This window comes from Paenibacillus sp. FSL K6-3182 (assembly GCF_037976325.1).
Taxonomy (GTDB): domain Bacteria; phylum Bacillota; class Bacilli; order Paenibacillales; family Paenibacillaceae; genus Pristimantibacillus.
On sequence record NZ_CP150265.1, the window covers coordinates 2,980,562 to 2,997,312 of the forward strand.

Annotated in this window: 16 protein-coding genes and 1 tRNA gene; 10 read left to right on the forward strand and 7 right to left on the reverse strand. The window is 43.8% G+C overall.

The genetic code is table 11. The features are described from left to right. Positions 1–6: 6 nt before the first annotated feature. From MHH56_RS12720 to MHH56_RS12740, 5 genes are all read left to right on the forward strand, one after another. Complete coding sequence (locus MHH56_RS12720) at positions 7–849, forward strand: sugar phosphate isomerase/epimerase family protein (RefSeq protein WP_339208609.1); 843 nt, start codon at positions 7–9, stop codon at positions 847–849. 80 nt (positions 850–929) lie between these two features. Next, the gene (locus MHH56_RS12725; protein ID WP_339208610.1) at positions 930–1,742 is read left to right on the forward strand and encodes an MBL fold metallo-hydrolase; all 813 of its coding nucleotides are present in this window, start codon (positions 930–932) and stop codon (positions 1,740–1,742) included. 30 nt (positions 1,743–1,772) lie between these two features. Next, on the forward strand, positions 1,773–3,152 hold the full coding sequence (locus MHH56_RS12730; RefSeq protein ID WP_339208611.1) for an ADP-ribosylglycohydrolase family protein: 1,380 nt from the start codon (positions 1,773–1,775) through the stop codon (positions 3,150–3,152). 136 nt (positions 3,153–3,288) lie between these two features. Then, positions 3,289–3,492: a hypothetical protein gene (locus tag MHH56_RS12735; RefSeq protein WP_339208612.1), complete on the forward strand. Its 204-nt coding sequence runs from the start codon at positions 3,289–3,291 to the stop codon at positions 3,490–3,492. Positions 3,493–3,614: 122 nt separating this feature from the next. After that, positions 3,615–4,499: a GNAT family N-acetyltransferase gene (locus MHH56_RS12740; protein ID WP_339208613.1), complete on the forward strand. Its 885-nt coding sequence runs from the start codon at positions 3,615–3,617 to the stop codon at positions 4,497–4,499. Positions 4,500–4,538: 39 nt separating this feature from the next. Here the strand turns inward: MHH56_RS12740 and MHH56_RS12745 are convergent, their stop codons facing one another. Continuing rightward, positions 4,539–5,147 (reverse strand): transglutaminase family protein, encoded by a 609-nt coding sequence (locus MHH56_RS12745; RefSeq protein WP_339208614.1) that lies wholly within the window; start codon positions 5,145–5,147, stop codon positions 4,539–4,541. 261 nt (positions 5,148–5,408) lie between these two features. Between MHH56_RS12745 and MHH56_RS12750 the strand changes: the two genes are divergently transcribed. Continuing rightward, complete coding sequence (locus MHH56_RS12750; RefSeq protein ID WP_339208615.1) at positions 5,409–5,903, forward strand: DUF2199 domain-containing protein; 495 nt, start codon at positions 5,409–5,411, stop codon at positions 5,901–5,903. A gap of 199 nt (positions 5,904–6,102) precedes the next feature. Here the strand turns inward: MHH56_RS12750 and MHH56_RS12755 are convergent. Then, positions 6,103–6,186, reverse strand: a tRNA-Leu gene (locus MHH56_RS12755). A gap of 82 nt (positions 6,187–6,268) precedes the next feature. Here MHH56_RS12755 and MHH56_RS12760 point away from each other — a divergent pair. Together MHH56_RS12760 and MHH56_RS12765 are read left to right on the forward strand one after the other, a co-directional pair. Beyond that, positions 6,269–6,859: a xanthine phosphoribosyltransferase gene (locus MHH56_RS12760; RefSeq protein ID WP_339209579.1), complete on the forward strand. Its 591-nt coding sequence runs from the start codon at positions 6,269–6,271 to the stop codon at positions 6,857–6,859. A gap of 209 nt (positions 6,860–7,068) precedes the next feature. Beyond that, positions 7,069–7,974: a divergent polysaccharide deacetylase family protein gene (locus MHH56_RS12765; RefSeq protein ID WP_339208616.1), complete on the forward strand. Its 906-nt coding sequence runs from the start codon at positions 7,069–7,071 to the stop codon at positions 7,972–7,974. Here the strand turns inward: MHH56_RS12765 and MHH56_RS12770 are convergent. Then, entirely contained in the window at positions 7,939–8,640 is a 702-nt protein-coding gene (locus MHH56_RS12770; RefSeq protein ID WP_339208617.1) for an N-acetylmuramoyl-L-alanine amidase, read from the reverse strand. The genes MHH56_RS12765 and MHH56_RS12770 overlap by 36 nt on opposite strands. 136 nt (positions 8,641–8,776) lie before the next feature. On the opposite strand from MHH56_RS12770, the gene MHH56_RS12775 reads away from it, so the two are divergent. Further along, positions 8,777–8,971: a YqzE family protein gene (locus tag MHH56_RS12775; RefSeq protein ID WP_339208618.1), complete on the forward strand. Its 195-nt coding sequence runs from the start codon at positions 8,777–8,779 to the stop codon at positions 8,969–8,971. On the opposite strand, the gene MHH56_RS12780 is transcribed toward MHH56_RS12775, so the two are convergent. The 3 genes from MHH56_RS12780 to MHH56_RS12790 all read right to left on the reverse strand — a co-directional run bounded on the left by MHH56_RS12780 (position 8,962) and on the right by MHH56_RS12790 (position 12,762). Continuing rightward, a complete protein-coding gene (locus tag MHH56_RS12780; RefSeq protein WP_339208620.1) occupies positions 8,962–9,855 on the reverse strand; it encodes a hypothetical protein in 894 nt (297 codons plus the stop codon). The genes MHH56_RS12775 and MHH56_RS12780 overlap by 10 nt on opposite strands. A gap of 124 nt (positions 9,856–9,979) precedes the next feature. Beyond that, positions 9,980–10,939 carry a YqhG family protein gene (locus MHH56_RS12785; protein ID WP_339208621.1) on the reverse strand — a complete coding sequence of 320 codons (960 nt, stop codon included), beginning with the start codon at positions 10,937–10,939 and terminating at the stop codon, positions 9,980–9,982. Continuing rightward, complete coding sequence (locus MHH56_RS12790; protein ID WP_339208622.1) at positions 10,936–12,762, reverse strand: SNF2-related protein; 1,827 nt, start codon at positions 12,760–12,762, stop codon at positions 10,936–10,938. Before MHH56_RS12790 ends, MHH56_RS12785 begins: the two co-directional genes overlap by 4 nt. Before the next feature lie 256 nt (positions 12,763–13,018). Here MHH56_RS12790 and MHH56_RS12795 point away from each other — a divergent pair, with 256 nt between their 5' ends. Then, the gene (locus tag MHH56_RS12795; RefSeq protein ID WP_339208624.1) at positions 13,019–15,589 is read left to right on the forward strand and encodes an adenosylcobalamin-dependent ribonucleoside-diphosphate reductase; all 2,571 of its coding nucleotides are present in this window, start codon (positions 13,019–13,021) and stop codon (positions 15,587–15,589) included. 433 nt (positions 15,590–16,022) lie between these two features. Here the strand turns inward: MHH56_RS12795 and uppS are convergent, their stop codons facing one another. Then, on the reverse strand, positions 16,023–16,739 hold the full coding sequence (gene uppS, locus MHH56_RS12800) for a polyprenyl diphosphate synthase (RefSeq protein WP_339208626.1): 717 nt from the start codon (positions 16,737–16,739) through the stop codon (positions 16,023–16,025). Positions 16,740–16,751 lie beyond the last annotated feature (12 nt).

Genomic DNA, 16,751 nt, shown 5'->3' on the forward strand with positions numbered 1-16,751 from the left:
ATTGGTTTGAACGTTAGCTTAAGTATGTGGAGCGTGCATAAATATTGGTATGAGGGAAAATGGGATACCGTTGATTTTCTAGCATTTGCCTCCGAGACAGGGGTTAAGGGAGTGGAGCTGCTCAGTTGTTTTTGGAAGGAAAAGGAGAAGGATATCCCACTAATCGATGAAGCGCTTCGTAAATATGGTTTGCAGGTTGCGTGCTTCAGCGCGTGCAACAACTTTGTGGTAGCAGATGATTCACAAAGGCAAGCCCAAGTAAAGGAAGTAACGGATGCTGTCGACGCGGCTGTTCATTTTGGAGCCAAGGTCGTTCGTGTATTCTCAGGGGATTTGCCCAATGACTCCATATCGTTTGAGCAGGGAATGCAATTCGTAATTGATGGACTTCGTGCAGCGGCTGATTATGCCGAACAGAAGGGTGTCACACTTTGCCTAGAAAATCACGGGTTATTTGCAGGACGCAGCGACCAGGTTATGGCTATTATCCAACAGGTTAATTCCCAGGCGCTGCGAAGCACGTTCGATACCGGAAATTTTCTGCTCGTTGGCCAAAGCTCTAGCGATGCGATTGATGAGCTGAATGGGTATGTTGGTCATGTGCATGTTAAGGACTTTTTACCAGTGCCGGAAGGTACGGCTGGCGGCGTCACTCGGGCTTTAACGGGGGAGCTGTTTCTAGGGAAAATTGCTGGAGAAGGCGCTGTCGATTTGAAGTATATTTTCGGCGAGCTGAAAAAATCAGGTTTTGACGGGTGGCTTACCGTAGAGTTCGAAGGCGAAGAAGAGCCTAAGCTTGGCTCTATTGAAGCGGTTAATCATGTAACACGAATAGTGGCAGGCCTTTAAGAAAGCATTAAATGATAAAGGATAGTTAGTTGATTGTGTCTACGACCAAAACTTAAAAACGATTTGGAAGGAGATATATCGTGAAGGTGCATTTTCTTGGCACTGCTGCTGCGGAAGGTTTTCCAGCGATGTTTTGTCGTTGTGTGCACTGCTTGAAGGCAAGAGAACTTGGCGGTAAAAATGTGAGAACACGGAGCTCCGTCCTTATTGATGGCGTATTAAAGGTTGATTTTCCGCCAGATACGCTTCATCATGTTTTGACGGGCGGCATCGATCTCGGTCTTGTGAAGGATTTGTTCATCACGCACACGCATTTGGATCATCTTCGTGCAGAGGATTTGGAGATGCGGATGCCTGTTTATGCTCATGGATTGGATGCGCCGTTGCATGTTTACGGCCACGATGCTGTCATTCGCAAATGCCGGGATGCTGTTGGCAGACCAGATGCAGAGCGGTTGGTGCTGCGAAAAATAGATCTGTTCGAAACCGTCGATACCGGAAACGCCAAGGTGACGGCGCTGCCGGCAAATCATGATCCCGATGAAACCTGTTTGCTCTTTCTAATCGAAAAGGATGGGAAGCGTATCTTTTATGGACACGATACCGGGCTTCTTCCTGAAGAAACATGGCGATGGCTGGAACAGACGAAATTGGACCTCACCATATTGGATTGTACGAACGGCCATCTGCCGTTTACAGGCGGACATCTCAACATCGCAGCCGTTCTTGATATTAGGAACCGGTTACGCAGCAATGGGATATTCAGCCCGGATAGCAAGGTTGTGGTCACACATTTCTCTCACAATATAGGATTGCTGCACGATGATCTTACGCAGTTTTTTGATCAAGAGGATATCATAGTAGCTTTTGACGGTATGATTTTGCAGCTATAATAAGGTTCCTGAAAGGAGTGAATGCCGTTCATGAAAGCCTCCGAACAGTACTACTTGCAATACAGCCATCATGTTGAAATTGAAAGGCAGCAGGCAATGGATGAGGGGAAACAGATCAGCGCAGAATTGGCTGCTACGTATGAGAAGCTGGCTTCCATGGAGTGGAATGACCCGCAACGTGAACAAATGGCTGCGGCTTATATCGACGAAATGGGGAAGCTGCCTTTAAGAGCTGACTTTCCTTTTGTTGAGCCCTCTAACCTGCCGGAAATAGTAGCGGAAAGACCAGTTGCCGAATTTCCGGTGCAACAACCTGCTCTTTATGAAGATTTGGCAGATAAAATGTATGGTGCCTGGCTCGGTCGATCCGCAGGCTGCTTATTGGGGCAGCCGATCGAAGGGTGGAGAAAGGAACGAATTACAGGCTTGTTAAAGGAAACAAACAATTTACCAGTTCATTATTATATTTCATCCGAAATTGATCCGGAAATTGCGGAAAAGTACGGCGTCATCAACGAGGGCGGGTCGTATGGAAACGAGCTCGTAAGCTGGATTAATAATGTGAAGCATATGGTCGAGGACGATGATATGAATTATACGATCATCAGCCTTGCTGTATTAGAAAAATTCGGCTATGACTTCTCTCCTGACGATGTAGCAGAAACATGGCTTAACCTGTTGCCATTGCTGCGCACCTGTACTGCAGAACGCATTGCTTACCGGAATCTCGTTAATCGCTTAGATCCACCACTCTCAGCTACATATCGCAATGTCTATAGAGAGTGGATTGGCGCTCAGATTCGTGTTGATTTGTATGGCTACATTAATCCTGGGAATCCAGCGAAAGCAGCTGAAATGGCTTGGAGAGATGCTTCGATCTCGCATGTGAAAAATGGCATCTACGGCGCCATGTGGACTGCAGCTATGCTGGCAATGGCTGCTGTGACGGACAACAGGCAGGATGTGATCAGAGCCGGTCTCGGTCAAATTCCTGCAAATTGCAGGCTTGCAGACGATATTCGGACGGTGTTACGCTGGTATGAGGAGCAGATGACCTTTGATTCAGTAGTAGAGCGTATCCACCATAAATATGATGAAAGCAATGCACATCATTGGTGCCATACGATCTCAAATGCGATGATTGTAGCCGCGTCTCTGCTGTATGGTGAAGGTGACCTGGAAGCAACAATAGGTTTAGCAATCATTTCGGGCTTTGACACGGATTGCAATGCGGCTACCTCAGGTTCTATCGTAGGTATGCAAAAAGGTGCGAGCCAACTACCCGAGAAATGGGTAAAGCCGTTAAACGATAAAATTCGTTCAGGCGTAGATGGCTTCGGCATCGTGCCTCTTTCTCATTTGGCAGAGCGAACGGTGAAGTTGATTGCAAATAATCCTTATTTGAAGTAATGGAGTTGCTATAATTTGAAAGCGATACAAAAACAATAAACCCAATACCGCCAAGGTGTTGGGTTTATTGTATACTGGGAGAAAAGGGTAATCATTTCATCTTATAATAAGAGCTATATTTGGAGGAGATCATTCAATGCGTTATGAAGTTAGATTGAATGCGATAGAACAGAAATGGGATATTGTAGCTGGCCGAAAAGAGATCATAAAAGGAATGACGGATAAAATTTTTGCTGAGAAAATTGCTGAAGAATTAAATAAAGCCTACGATCAAGGCAGTGCTGATAGAGAAAATGTAGATAAGAAAATCAATGACAGCATAAAAAATTTATTTTTTTAAGAGTTAATAGAGTTTTGTTGAAGTATTGAAGAGCTAATTGGACATTTAATTAAGAATGAGAAATTCGAAAGAGTTTTTGACAAGTGTATGGATTGAACTAAAACAGAATCGAGGTGTGAGAATTGAACCAAATTATTATACAAAAATATGATCCTCAAAGAGATAAAGCTCAAATCGAACGCATGCTGCTTAACTACAATCATCTATTGAATATATTTTATAATGATGAAAAAAGTAACAAAGATAATATTTTGGTTGCACTCAATAATACTTCAAGCATTGGGTTTCTTTCATTTAATGGTTTCGGCAGAAAACCTCAGGCCATATTATATGTTAACAAAGAGCATGATGCAGCGGATATCGGCTCAATGCTAATACAAGAATATGAAAAAATGCTTATTCCAAATGAAAAAGTAGAGCATACCCTATTTACATGTTCTCATCATGACACTGATTTAATCAGTCTTTTGGACAATAACGGATACAGATTATATTTATCCTCCTACATTATGGAGCGTAAGGGTGAATCATTCCCCTCAGATAACATCATAGTTAGAAATTATGAAGAGAATGATTATTTTGAATGGGATAGAATTTGCGAATTAGCTTTCTTTCATATGCGACAGCGTATAGGATTGTATCCTTCGTTTTTTTATAAGCCTGTGGAATGGGAACGCGAGCAGTTTGCACAAAATAAAAATAATATGTTTGTAATGATAGTTGATAATACTATAGTAGCCATAGGAAAAATTGAAGGAAATAAAATATGTACCGTTGCAATTTCCATAGAACATCAATCACGCGGTTATGGAAGAGTTTTTGTGAAATACCTGGTTAATGAAATCATCAGCAGGGGTGAAGAAAAGGTAATCCTTGACGTTGCAAAAGGTAATTTTGCGAAAACGTTATATGAAAGCCTTGGGTTTGAAGAAACGGCGTTTTACCACCACTATATTAAATATTTTAGACCGGATACAAGACTAAGTGCTCCACCCGACGGTTATTAAACAATACTTATGGATGCTGAAAAGTGCCTGGAAATGAAGCTAAAGCTCGGAAGGCAATCCATTCAAATACATATGAATAGCGTTTGTACTTTGTTTAAGTACTTGAATCGTTTTAGAGTTAGGCTGTTTATATATTTCTAAATAGTCTATCTCGTTATATTGTTGCCGTATAGGAAAAGCTAATTTTTCTTCAGTTAAAGAAAACTCCGCAGCAATGCCGGCTTTATTTCCACGAGCATCAAAGCGAACCCATCTTCCAATGCTGTTGATAAAAGCGGCATTAAGAGCATGAATGCAGTATCCTGTGTCGGGTGTATCCCCGATTGTAAGTCGCTGATAACAAAATCCTGTTGGAATCCCTTTGCTTCTTAACAGTGCAGATAATAAATTTGATTTGGCGTAACAAATACCTTCTTTATAAAATAGGACATCTGAAGCGCTGCATGTTATCCGATTGCTTTGAATGTCCCAAGAGTGCGCTATTTGATCTCGAACAAATTCGTAAGCATTTTTTATAAAATCGACTTCGTTAGAAGATCTAGAAAATAATCCATCTGATAAATCGTTGATTGCCGGATGACTGAAATCGATGACTTCTGTTTCCTCCAAATAATCTAATATGTTATCCGATTCACACGATATGTTCATAGCATAATGCCTCCAGTTATTCGTTTACCTTCAGGAATTATTATGCATTTAAATGAATTAATATACAAGATGTAATTTCGTTCAACCATTGTTAACCTAGTAGTTTTTATGACTGAATAATGAAATGCAATATGGTACAATAGAACGGATTATTATTGAGAAAATGCAATTTTATACGGTAGAATATAGAAGTAAAGTGCTTTAAGAATTAACATAATTTAGTGGTTGTAAAAATATTAGAAACAGGCAGGAGTAGAAACGATGAAATGCCCTCATTGCAACAACGAATTAAGGGAAGTCCCTTTATGTTACGGAATTGAAGCACCAGACTATTTTTACAAGGTGCCAGAAGAGCAAAGAACAGAGTTAATTAGAGATTTTTGCGTAATTGATGAACAGTTTTTTTATATTAGAGGACACATTGAAATACCAATTATTAATAGTAATGAAAAATTTATATGGAGTGTTTGGGTTTCACTTAGTGGCGAAAATTTTTTGAAATCCAATGAATTATTGAATGTACAAGGAAGAGAAAATGAGCAACCATATTTTGGTTGGTTGTCGACGGAACTTTCAATATATCCAATATCAACACTGTCGTTGAAAACAATGGTACATACACAAGAAGTTGGCGCCGTTCCATTAATAGAACTGGAACAGACGGATCATCCCCTTGCAGTTGAACAAAGAGAAGGAATTACAATGGAGAGAGTAATAGAGATTGCTCATTTAACCAATCACCACATGAACGATTGAATAACCAATGAAAACTGACTTTTATGAACATTTATTTTCAATAAAAATGAGTGAATCGCAAAATTACGCAACAAGAAAACCACTTCGTTATCATGAATTAAGTATCATGATAACGAAGTGGTTTAAATTTACAAAATGTTGTCTCATATTGACCACTAGATTAAACATCGTCTAAAATAGTCTATAAACCCAATAAGGATGCGGTCGAGAGGACTCGAACCTCCACGGCTGTTACACCACTAGAACCTGAATCTAGCGCGTCTGCCAATTCCGCCACGACCGCAAAACATGTTTTAACAAAAAATATCGTATCATGAACAAGCTGGAATAGTCAACAATATTTTATAAAAATGGGGGAAAATGCTGTGGAGCAATTAGAGCAAAAAATCATGCAAGAAGGAATCGTCCTTAATGACAATGTATTGAAGGTGGATTCATTCTTAAACCATCAAGTAGATCCGCAGCTTATGCTTGCCATAGGTAAAACGTTCACTTCCCTATTCGAAGCGCAAGGAATTACGAAGGTGCTCACACTGGAGTCTTCAGGCATTGCACCTGCGGTTATGGCCGCTCTGCAAATGAACGTGCCATTAATATTTGCGCGTAAACGCAAGTCGCTGACACTTAAGGATGATCTCTATACCGAGAAAATCTATTCCTTTACGAAGCAAGAGGAAAGTGAAGTTACTGTTTCACGCAAGTTTTTGGCAGCTGAAGATCGTGTCCTCATTATAGATGACTTCCTAGCGAACGGTGATGCAGCTCTTGGATTGGCTCGGATCGTTGAGCAAGCGGGTGCATCGGTAGCCGGAATTGGCATCGTGATCGAGAAGGCGTTCCAGCCAGGACGTGAAAAGCTGATCGAGCATGGTTATCTTGTACATTCATTGGCAAGAGTGGCATCATTAACAGGCGGAAAAGTATCATTTGCTCCTCATCCAGTCGCTCACGCTTAATCAACAAGTTGTATGTAACTAAATTGCTCACAGAAATTTAAGTTCGAACAAATTATAAATAGGATTCAATGACAAGGGAGGCCTAAATCAGGTCTCTTTTTTTTATATATTTATAAGTTAGGTTTATGCTTCTGATATTATGCTGCATTCGCATATTTTCCAGCATTTTCACAAACAATAACAGCAAACGGTGAAAGGTGCGTGCAGCAATGAGCAGACAGCATAATGTAATTGAGGAAAGAGAAATACAGAAATTTCGTAAAATGAGATGGTCATCGTTTGCTAAGACAGCTGCGACAGTCTTGCTGCTGAGTGCATTTTCAGCTGCTACGAGCCCGCTCAGCTATAATCATGTTTCTGCTCAAAGTTCAGCTAAAGGGATAAGTGCGGCTGCGCAGGTGGATGAACGGAAGCCAGTGGCAATCGTAATTGACGATTTTGGCAATAACATGAGCGGAACAGAGGACATGATGAAGCTTCCAGTCAAAATTACAGCGGCGATTATGCCTTTTATGCCAACGACTAAGAAGGATGCAGAGGAAGCGTATAGGCTTGGCCACGATGTCATTGTTCATATGCCGATGGAACCGAACAAAGGGCTAAAAAGCTGGTTGGGCCCTGGAGCGCTTACGACTGATTTAAGCGATGCAGAGGTGCGTAAACGGGTAGAGGATGCCATTGACGATGTGCCTCATGCCATTGGCATGAATAATCATATGGGCTCAAAGGTGACAGCAGATGAACGAATGATGCGAATTGTGCTAAGCGTGTGCAAGGAGCGGGGGCTCTTTTTTCTAGATAGCCGGACCACCTTCAAAACGGTTGTTCCCAAATTAGCCAAAGAGCTGGGCGTGCCGACAGTCTCCAATGATGTTTTTCTTGATGACGTTTATACCGTTCAGCATATATCTAAGCAAATCGGCGTGCTTCGCAAGCATTTGGAGTCACATGACAGCTGCATCACGATCGGACATGTTGGAGCTCCTGGGAAATATACCTCCTCGGTTCTTCATCAGTCCATACCTGCGATGCAGCCTACTGTGAGATTCGTGAAGCTGACTGCGCTTATTGGCGGAGAATCAATGAACGATCCACTTGTATTGCCTAATCCCTGACGCAATGGCTTCAGCAACTTCTTGCTGACGCTGCGGATCTGTCAGCATCGTACGATCATGCTCGCTGCTAATAAAGCCCATTTCTACAATTACAGCAGGGTCCTGCACCCTTCTAAGTAAATAAAACGGTTTTCCTTCCCTTGGGAGGAAAGCCGTATTTTGTTGTCGATTAAGTGCATCTTGTATGCAAAATGCAAGCAATGAGCTTTCACCGCTGCTCTGATGCAGTACTAAAGGGCCTTTCTGCATACTTTTCTTAGACCAATTGACATGCAAGCTAATGAGCAGTTCACTTTCAATTTCATCGGTTAATTGCCGGCGCTGCGATAAATCTTTACGATGTCTTGAGCGTGAATTATGCCAACGATTATCGTCACTGAGTGCATAGTCGCCGGTTCGATTGAGTACAGCCGGTATGTTTTGGCTTCGCAAAATAAAATACAGCTTACGCGCAACAGCTAAGTTAATGTCCTTTTCTAAAATATCAGCTGATGAGGCTCCCCCGTCAATCCCGCCATGCCCAGCATCAATGATGACGACAGTTGACGGAAGCGCCCAATCTTGATTGTAGCCTACCGGCAAAAGAGGCCATGCAAAAGCGCTGGATGAGCTGCTGGAAGCAGCCAGCCATATTACAACAAAGGTTAGTGCCATTTTACGAAACATGCTGATTGTTCCTCCAGATTTCTTTGACATACGGTTAGCGTGGCTGTTTGGAGGGAAACTCATGCATGTTTAGATTGGATGGTTAAGGGGCAAACTTAAATTATTAATTCATACGGTATTGAAAGGACTGATTAGCATGGCAAAAGGCGATGAATACGTAAAATTTATGACTGAAAAATTTATAAATTATATGGAGACACCAAGGGAAGAACGGAAACAAACCAACGTATTAGCCAAATCTCGGAGAGAGCCTTGGCTGACGCGTTGGTTCGGATGGGGACCAGTGAGTGTAATGTTATGGTGGCGTGGACGGGCTGAGCGTCATCGGTAAAAGTGACCAAGCTCGATTAAAAGCTGAAGGGGAATATAGCGACGATCAGAACCATCCTCGCTTGCTTCAAGAGCGACATAGATTTGACCGTTATCCCATTTGTTATATCCGACGACAGACCAGACATATAACATCTGGCCATCAAACAGCTCAGCGGTAAAGCGGAGCTGTTCTTTGTTGTTTATTTTGGCAAAGAGAGGTGTGTAGGAATTAGAGCTTAAGGTGATGGGTTTGTTCGTTAGCCAGGGAAGCTTATCGAATGGATTAAATGACGGCAGTGAGACTTGTTTAATAAGGACTGCTTTCTGAGTGTTAAGTAATGGAGCCGCTTTATCAAGCTTAGTTGCGGCAGCATTTGTCCAATTTTCCTTCTTGGCAGGGAGCGATTCACCGCTGACAGCATCTGCATAATACGTTTCTTTCTCTGTCGTTATTTTCCATGCGGCGAGGAGAGGATGAACATATATTCGATCAATTTGGGTTGCAGGCTTTAGAAGCTCAAGTTGCTTTATCGCTCGTGTAAGTGTGCTTTCATCGAATAATGGATGACTGTTTGTTCCGTATTCACCTAGCTGATATCCACCTGACTCTACCGCATTAATGACAAGATAACCGACAGTATTTTTATTTTGCATGACAAGCACAAGCCAGCTATGCGTTCCAGGACCAATAGGAGAAACAATGAGCGTCGACTTCTTCCATGCGGCAAATGAAGGCTGTACAGCCAGTTCTTCAACCCAGCGCTGCGCTTGCTGCTGAACAGGCTCATAAACGGTTGTAGGATTAGAAACGGCCGCAGCAGCTTGAGGCTGCAATCCGCCTGCATACAATACAATAGCGGTCAAAACACATGCCGCTGTAAGCTTGATGAATTTTTTTGGCATAATTAATCACCTCCATATCATTATATAGGACAAGCCTTAAGAAGGCTGTTGCAACCTGTCGCGTAAGGGCGGCCTTGTGACCGCCTTTTTTTGACGTATTGCTGCAGATAACGTCAGATCCATGTCAATCGATACCCTCGAGATGAAAGATGCCGCAGTTAATGGCGGACGCAGTCACCCTAGGCTCATATTGCCATCTGATTTCGGATTGACGCTGAGCGAATTGCTCCTCAATCGCTGGTTTGTTTTCTTCGATTGCATTCTTAACAAGCGGCTCGTAGTAGCCGTTAATTCGGTCAAGCTCTTCCTTCAACCTTGCTGATGCACTCTCAGCCCAGCTGTAATCATAGCTGCGAAGCTTGCGCTCTAGCGTTTGCTCTATGATGCTAAGCGCTTTATTGAAGGAGAGGCCATTTTTGGTGATATGAATATTTGCCGGCAGGCGAGGCGTAAGCTTGTGCGTAAGCAAGCGATCGTAGAAATGCTCCACACATTGGCCAGTCGCGAGTGAGACACCGTAGCTATGAATTTCTTCGCGTTTGCGATCACAAGCGAACTCTACCCGCATATTGACAGACAGCCATGCCGTGTAAGGGGTCGAGGTAAAGGGATTGTTCGAGCGTTTGTCTGGCTCCTGAAACAAATGGACGAAGCTGCCCTTAGCTTTTGCAGCATCAAATATTTGTTCGAGCTTGCGTGCGCCAAAAAACAAGTCTTCACGCGGGATGCGAACGGGTGCCGCTAAGCTGCCGTGAATAAAGCCTAGCGAACGCTCAAGAGCGGCATTCGCTGCTGTATCTTGCGCGTTCAGTGCAGCATCCTGATCGGTATTCACGACTTCAATTTTTTTGAGCTCCTCGGCAGCGTCATATTTGTTCTTGTCCGTTACAAATAAGAATGTCATCGTCTCTGGTTCTGCGTCGACACGATCGACGAAGCTCCAGTAGTAGGGACGATTCGTAAGTTCACGGTCGGCGTGAGGAGAGAGCTTCACCGTGAAATGACTTGGTGATTTTTCTAAAATTGAGCATTCGGTAGCTTCTAAATAGCGGTTTACAAATTTGTGCACCTGTTTTTCGTTCAAGGCTGCACCTCCACGGTTTGTCCAAGCGTATCCAAATTCACTAGTAGGTCGGGACTTGTCGGCAGTGGGTTTTCGCCTGTCAGCACCTCTTCACGAATGCGGCTGAGGGAGGAGCCCAAATGATTAATTTTTTGTTTTAAATCCGTATCGTTGCCCGATTCTAGCAGCATTCGAGCAAGCCGCTGCTCCAGCGAGCCATCCCCTTTTTCAAAACGCTCCAAAATATGATCCAGCTCGCCAATAACAAGCTCGAACAGGTTTATTTTTTCATGCAATAGGTTGACGATATGCTCTTCAATAGTACCGATTGTGCACAGATTGTAGATTTTTACATCTTCCTTTTGCCCGAGGCGATGCACCCGTCCAATGCGTTGTTCGACTCTCATTGGATTCCAAGGCAGGTCGAAATTAATCATGTGGTGGCAAAATTGCAGGTTTATCCCTTCGCCGCCTGCTTCCGTTGCGATGAGGATTTGCGCGCGCCCGCGAAATAAATCCATCATCCAATCCTTTTTGCCGCGGTTCATACCGCCGCGATAAGGGACGGCAATCATATTTTGAGCGCGGAAAAACTGCAGCAAATATTCCTGAGTAGCCCTGTATTCAGTGAAAATGATAACCTTGTCGTCCATTTCCTTGACAAGCTCCATCGCTTTTTCTGCTTTGGTATTGGCTTTGATATTACGAATTTTTTCTACAAGCTCCCATATTTTTGGACGCATCGGGGAGTCCTCGGACGTTTTCTTAAATAGATTTACAAGCGTTAGAAAAACCGCATCTCGGCTGCTGCAAACTTCACGCTGAAGGGTAACGAGTGAGAGCATGCTCGATAAATCGCCGCCGCTTTCTTCATACCGTTCCTTGACAAAGCCCGTCACCGCGTCGTACAGCGCTTTCTCTTCTTCTGAGAGAGTAAGCGGTATATTTTTGACAAAACGTTTCGTGAAATGAATGCCGCCGTCCCCGCGCCGATTCCGAATCATGACGCCAGAGAGTGCTTCCTGCAGCTGATCTTCATTTTTCGGAAGCCGCTTGTCGACAACAAAGTTTGCTGCAAATTCACTTTGACCTCCCAGCTGACCAGGCTTGAGCAGTGTAATGAGATTGAACAGCTCGTCCATATCGTTTTGGATTGGGGTAGCCGTAAGGAGCAAGCAATATTTTTTGCGTAAAAGATTAGCAAACTGATAGTTCGTCGTTTTCTTGTTTTTCAGCTTATGTGCTTCATCGATGATGATGATGTCATAATCTGTTCCAAGCACAATCTCGCGATGCGGATCACGCTTTGCGGTATCGATAGAAGCGACAACTACATCATATCCCCATGTATGCTCCTTCTTCTGAGCTACGGCTGAGATGCCGAATTTCTGATTAAGCTCACGCACCCATTGAAGCACAAGGGAAGCGGGGACAAGAATGAGAATACGCTTAGCTAAACCGCGCACAATATATTCTTTGAGCACGAGTCCTGCTTCGATCGTTTTGCCAAGCCCAACCTCATCGGCCAAAATCGCACGGCCGCCCATCTCATGCACCACTTTGCGCGCTGTGCTGATTTGATGTGCCATTGGCTCGAAGGCTGGAAGAGATCGCAAGCATAACAATTCTTCGAAGCTTTCAATTCGTTTCGCTTGCTCGGCTTCCATAGCGAGCTGATATAACGTCCAATCATCCCATGGGCCGCCTTTTGTTAAACGGTTTTGCAGTTCTTCAAACCAAGAGCGGTCATGCTGCAGCTCAACTAAAGGATGAAGCTTGCGAGAAGTAAAGGCGGCAGTGCCTGCTTCACCTGAGGCAGCCTGCGGCGTCGTCTGAAATGTCATCTAGTACAGCTCCTTCCGCAGTAAAAGGGATAAGTTGTTATTAGTATTGCCTTTTCATCTAATATTAATAAGATGCTGCTTAAAAAAGAGGATGGACTAGCAATATAACGAGAGTGGGCATGTAAGCGGACAGGTTTGCTAAATTTCGCCACAAACGAGCATGTGAATCAATATGTAGTATAGTATAATGGTTTTATGACACAATATATTGTGCTAAAAGCATATCTGATCTTACCTATGCCTTCAGCACGTTAGTATGAGGGAGGAAGCAGCTGCGATGGAGATGTCTGGTGGAAATCGGCTTGAGGGCCTTAGTGAAAAAATCTTTTTGGATCGATATGCGTGGAAAAATGCAGATACGAGTAAAACGGCGATCGGCGATATCGTGCTTGTTCTAACGAAGGATGATCCGAAATTCCCTGTTAAGGAAGTCGGAGAAGTTATCGGCCGTGATGGCAGCAAGGTGACCGTAAAGCTTAGAAACGGCGAGCATGTGGAGTCTACAACAGAGAAACTTACGCTGACGATTGAGAAAACGCCTGAGGAAGTGTGGGATCGTCTTGCAGATGCAATGGCATCCGTTGAAGATGGATCAGAGAAACAAAAGGAATGGCGGGACAAATTCAGATACTTATTAGATGATTGGAAGCTGGTTCCAGGCGGGAGAATTGCAGCGGGGGCTGGAGCCAGTGAAGAGCTGACGCTATTTAATTGTTATGTCATTCCCTCACCGAAGGATAGCCGGGGCGGCATCATGACAACGCTCACGGAGATGACTGAAATTATGGCGCGCGGCGGCGGTGTTGGGATGAATTTATCTTCACTGCGACCTCGAAGAGCGATAGTTGCAGGTGTTAACGGTTCATCGAGCGGTGCTGTGTCATGGGGCGGGTTGTTTAGCTATGCAACGGGACTCATTGAGCAGGGCGGCAGCCGCCGCGGTGCCTTGATGCTTATGATCAATGATTGGCACCCGGACGTATTAGAGTTTATAACGGTCAAACAAACGATGGGTCAAGTGACAAATGCCAATCTGTCGGTATGTATCAGCAACGCTTTTATGCGGGCTGTAAAGGAAGATTTGGAATGGGAGCTCGTATTTCCAGATACCAAAGATATAGAGTATAACGAGCTCTGGACCGGCGATCTGGATGCATGGCGCAAGCTTGGCAAAAAGGTTATCCCCTACAAAACGGTGCGCGCTCGTGAAATATGGCAAGCGATTATTGAATCCGCATGGAAGTCAGCCGAGCCAGGCGTTGTCTTTATGGAGTATTATAATCAAATGTCGAACAGCTGGTATTTCAATCCCATTATTAGTACGAACCCTTGCGGTGAACAAGGCTTGCCAGGCTGGGGCGTCTGTAACTTGTCAGCTGTAAACCTGTCGAAGTTTTATGATGAAGAGAAGCATGACGTTGCTTGGGATGAACTTGCTAAAGTTACGCGCTGGTCTGTAAGATTCCTTGATAATGTCATCGACAAAACACCCTATCATTTTGAAGAAAATGAGCGCAATCAGAAGCTTGAGCGGCGTATCGGGCTCGGTACGATGGGACTAGCTGAGCTTATGATTAAGCTGCGTATCCGATATGGCAGCGCAGAGTCATTGGTTTTTCTAGATAAGCTGTATGGATTTATGGCTAGGGAGTCTTATTTGGCGTCTTCGGAAATCGCTGCTGAGAAAGGTTCGTTCCAAGCGTTTGAAGCGGATAAATATGTTCAGAGCGGATTTATGAAGCAATTGATAGCTGAATTTCCGGAGATTGGCGACAATGTGACCCTGAACGGCATGCGAAATGTGACGGTCATTACACAAGCGCCGACTGGCAGCACGGGAACAATGGTCGGAACGTCTACGGGAATCGAGCCTTATTTTGCATTCGAATACTATCGTCAAAGTCGTCTTGGTTTTGATAAACAAGATGTTCCGATTGCAGCGTCTTGGAAGGCGTCTCATCCGGAGGAGGAGCTTCCAGATTATTTTGTAACCTCGATGAGTTTGTCGGCTGAGGATCATATTCGGGTACAGGCGGCTATTCAGCGCTGGGTGGACAGCTCTATTTCCAAAACAGCGAATTGCCCGGCAGATTTCACAGTGGAAGAAACAGGAAGATTGTATGAGCTTGCTTTTGAGCTCGGCTGCAAAGGTGTGACGATTTACCGAGATGGCAGTCGTGATGTTCAAGTTCTCTCTACGTCATCAGAAGAAGAGAAAACAGAAGCACCATTTGATGCGGATTTGGTGGAAGCCGTTATCCCAGCAGCCGTACAACCTGAGCAGGAGCTGGATAAGCAGTATAAACGCAGACCGCAGGTGCTGCGGGGTGCGACCTATAAGGTGAACACACCATTTGGCATGGCTTATATTACGATAAATGATCTCAATGGCACACCTGCAGAAATTTTCTTGAACGTAGGCAAGGCAGGTTCGGATGTGTTTGCGATGGCTGAGGCATTAGGGCGTGTGTGTTCGTTATTTCTGCGTTATGGCGATCATGGAAACAAGGTGAAGCTGCTCGTCAAGCATTTGAAAGGGATTGGCGGATCGGGGGCGATCGGATTCGGAGTCAACCGAGTGGAGTCCATTGCGGATGCCGTTGCAAAATCGCTTGAGATTCATATGGAGAATGGGACGGAGCAGGAGACGGCAGCGAAAATAGTACAAAGAGAAGAAGCAGCAGCGTCTGTGGATTATCCGGCGATCTCCAAATCTGCTGTAGACACTTCTTCCGTTGATTTGTGCCCCTCTTGCGGCTCAGCAGCGCTTATTAATATAGAAGGCTGCAAGCAATGTACGCAGTGCGGCTTTAGCAAGTGTAATTGATAGGGTATAGAAATGAATTAGGTAAGCAAAAAAAAGAGAACCTCAACGTTCTCTTTTTTATTTTGTGTAGTCTTTCCATTAATGCAAAAGAGTTAGGCTGGCTCTGGAAAGATATGATGACGCTCCAGCAAATACCAGCAAACCAAGTTAAGTTTATTCGCAATTATAGAGGGATTGTATACAGCTTTCAGAAAATATACCATATGTCGCCGATTACCAAACTGATCGATGGGTCCCCCATGAAATCGCAGCGTTAATGAATAAGTTTACAATTTTAAAACATAAATCTAATGTTTTGACTCCACATTTGGATGAGATTGCTCAGCAATTCAATGCCAAGTTTGTAGAAATAGCGAAACAAAACTAATATGATTTTCAAACAAAAAAGACCATTCTCCTCGTATAGGTGAAGGGTTTGGTCTTTGCAGGTTCATTATTCCCGTTCTTTTCTTTTCGAATAATTTTGTATCGCATCGTTCAATAGGGCATAGTTGAAATCCGGCCAGCTTTTATCTGTAAACCATAATTCAGCATACGCTGCCTGCCATAGTAGGAAGTTGCTCAGTCTCTTTTCACCGCTTGTCCGAATGATTAAATCAACTGGCGGATAATCGGAGGTAGCGATCGTTTTCTCAAATTGTTCATCGAAAGTGAGCGGGTCTGCTCCGCTTGCGATGAGCTTTTTTGCAGCTTGCAGAATTTCAGTTCTCCCCCCGTAATTAAGAGCCATATTTAGAAGCATGCCAGTGTTGTTCTTCGTTATTTCACATGTTCTCTGAATGACATCCACCGTATGAGCAGGAAACGAGCTAATGTCGCCGATATAAGTTACTTTTACATTTTTTTTATTTAGTTCTTCGATCGTTTGATTCTGAAAATATTTGATAGGCAGCTCCAATAAATAATCAACCTCGGCTTTGGGCCTTCTCCAGTTCTCTGTTGAAAATGCATATAAGGTCAAGCAGCTAAGCTTTAGCGAAATTGATCTTTTTATGATTTTCTGCATCGTTTTCATCCCGTAAAAGTGTCCAACGTTTCGTGGCAGCCCTTTACGAGTTGCCCATCTCCCGTTGCCGTCCATAATGATCGCGATATGTTTTGGAAAAAATTTATAACGATCCTGCTTGAAAAATAAATGTGACCACAGCATGACTTTCCTCCT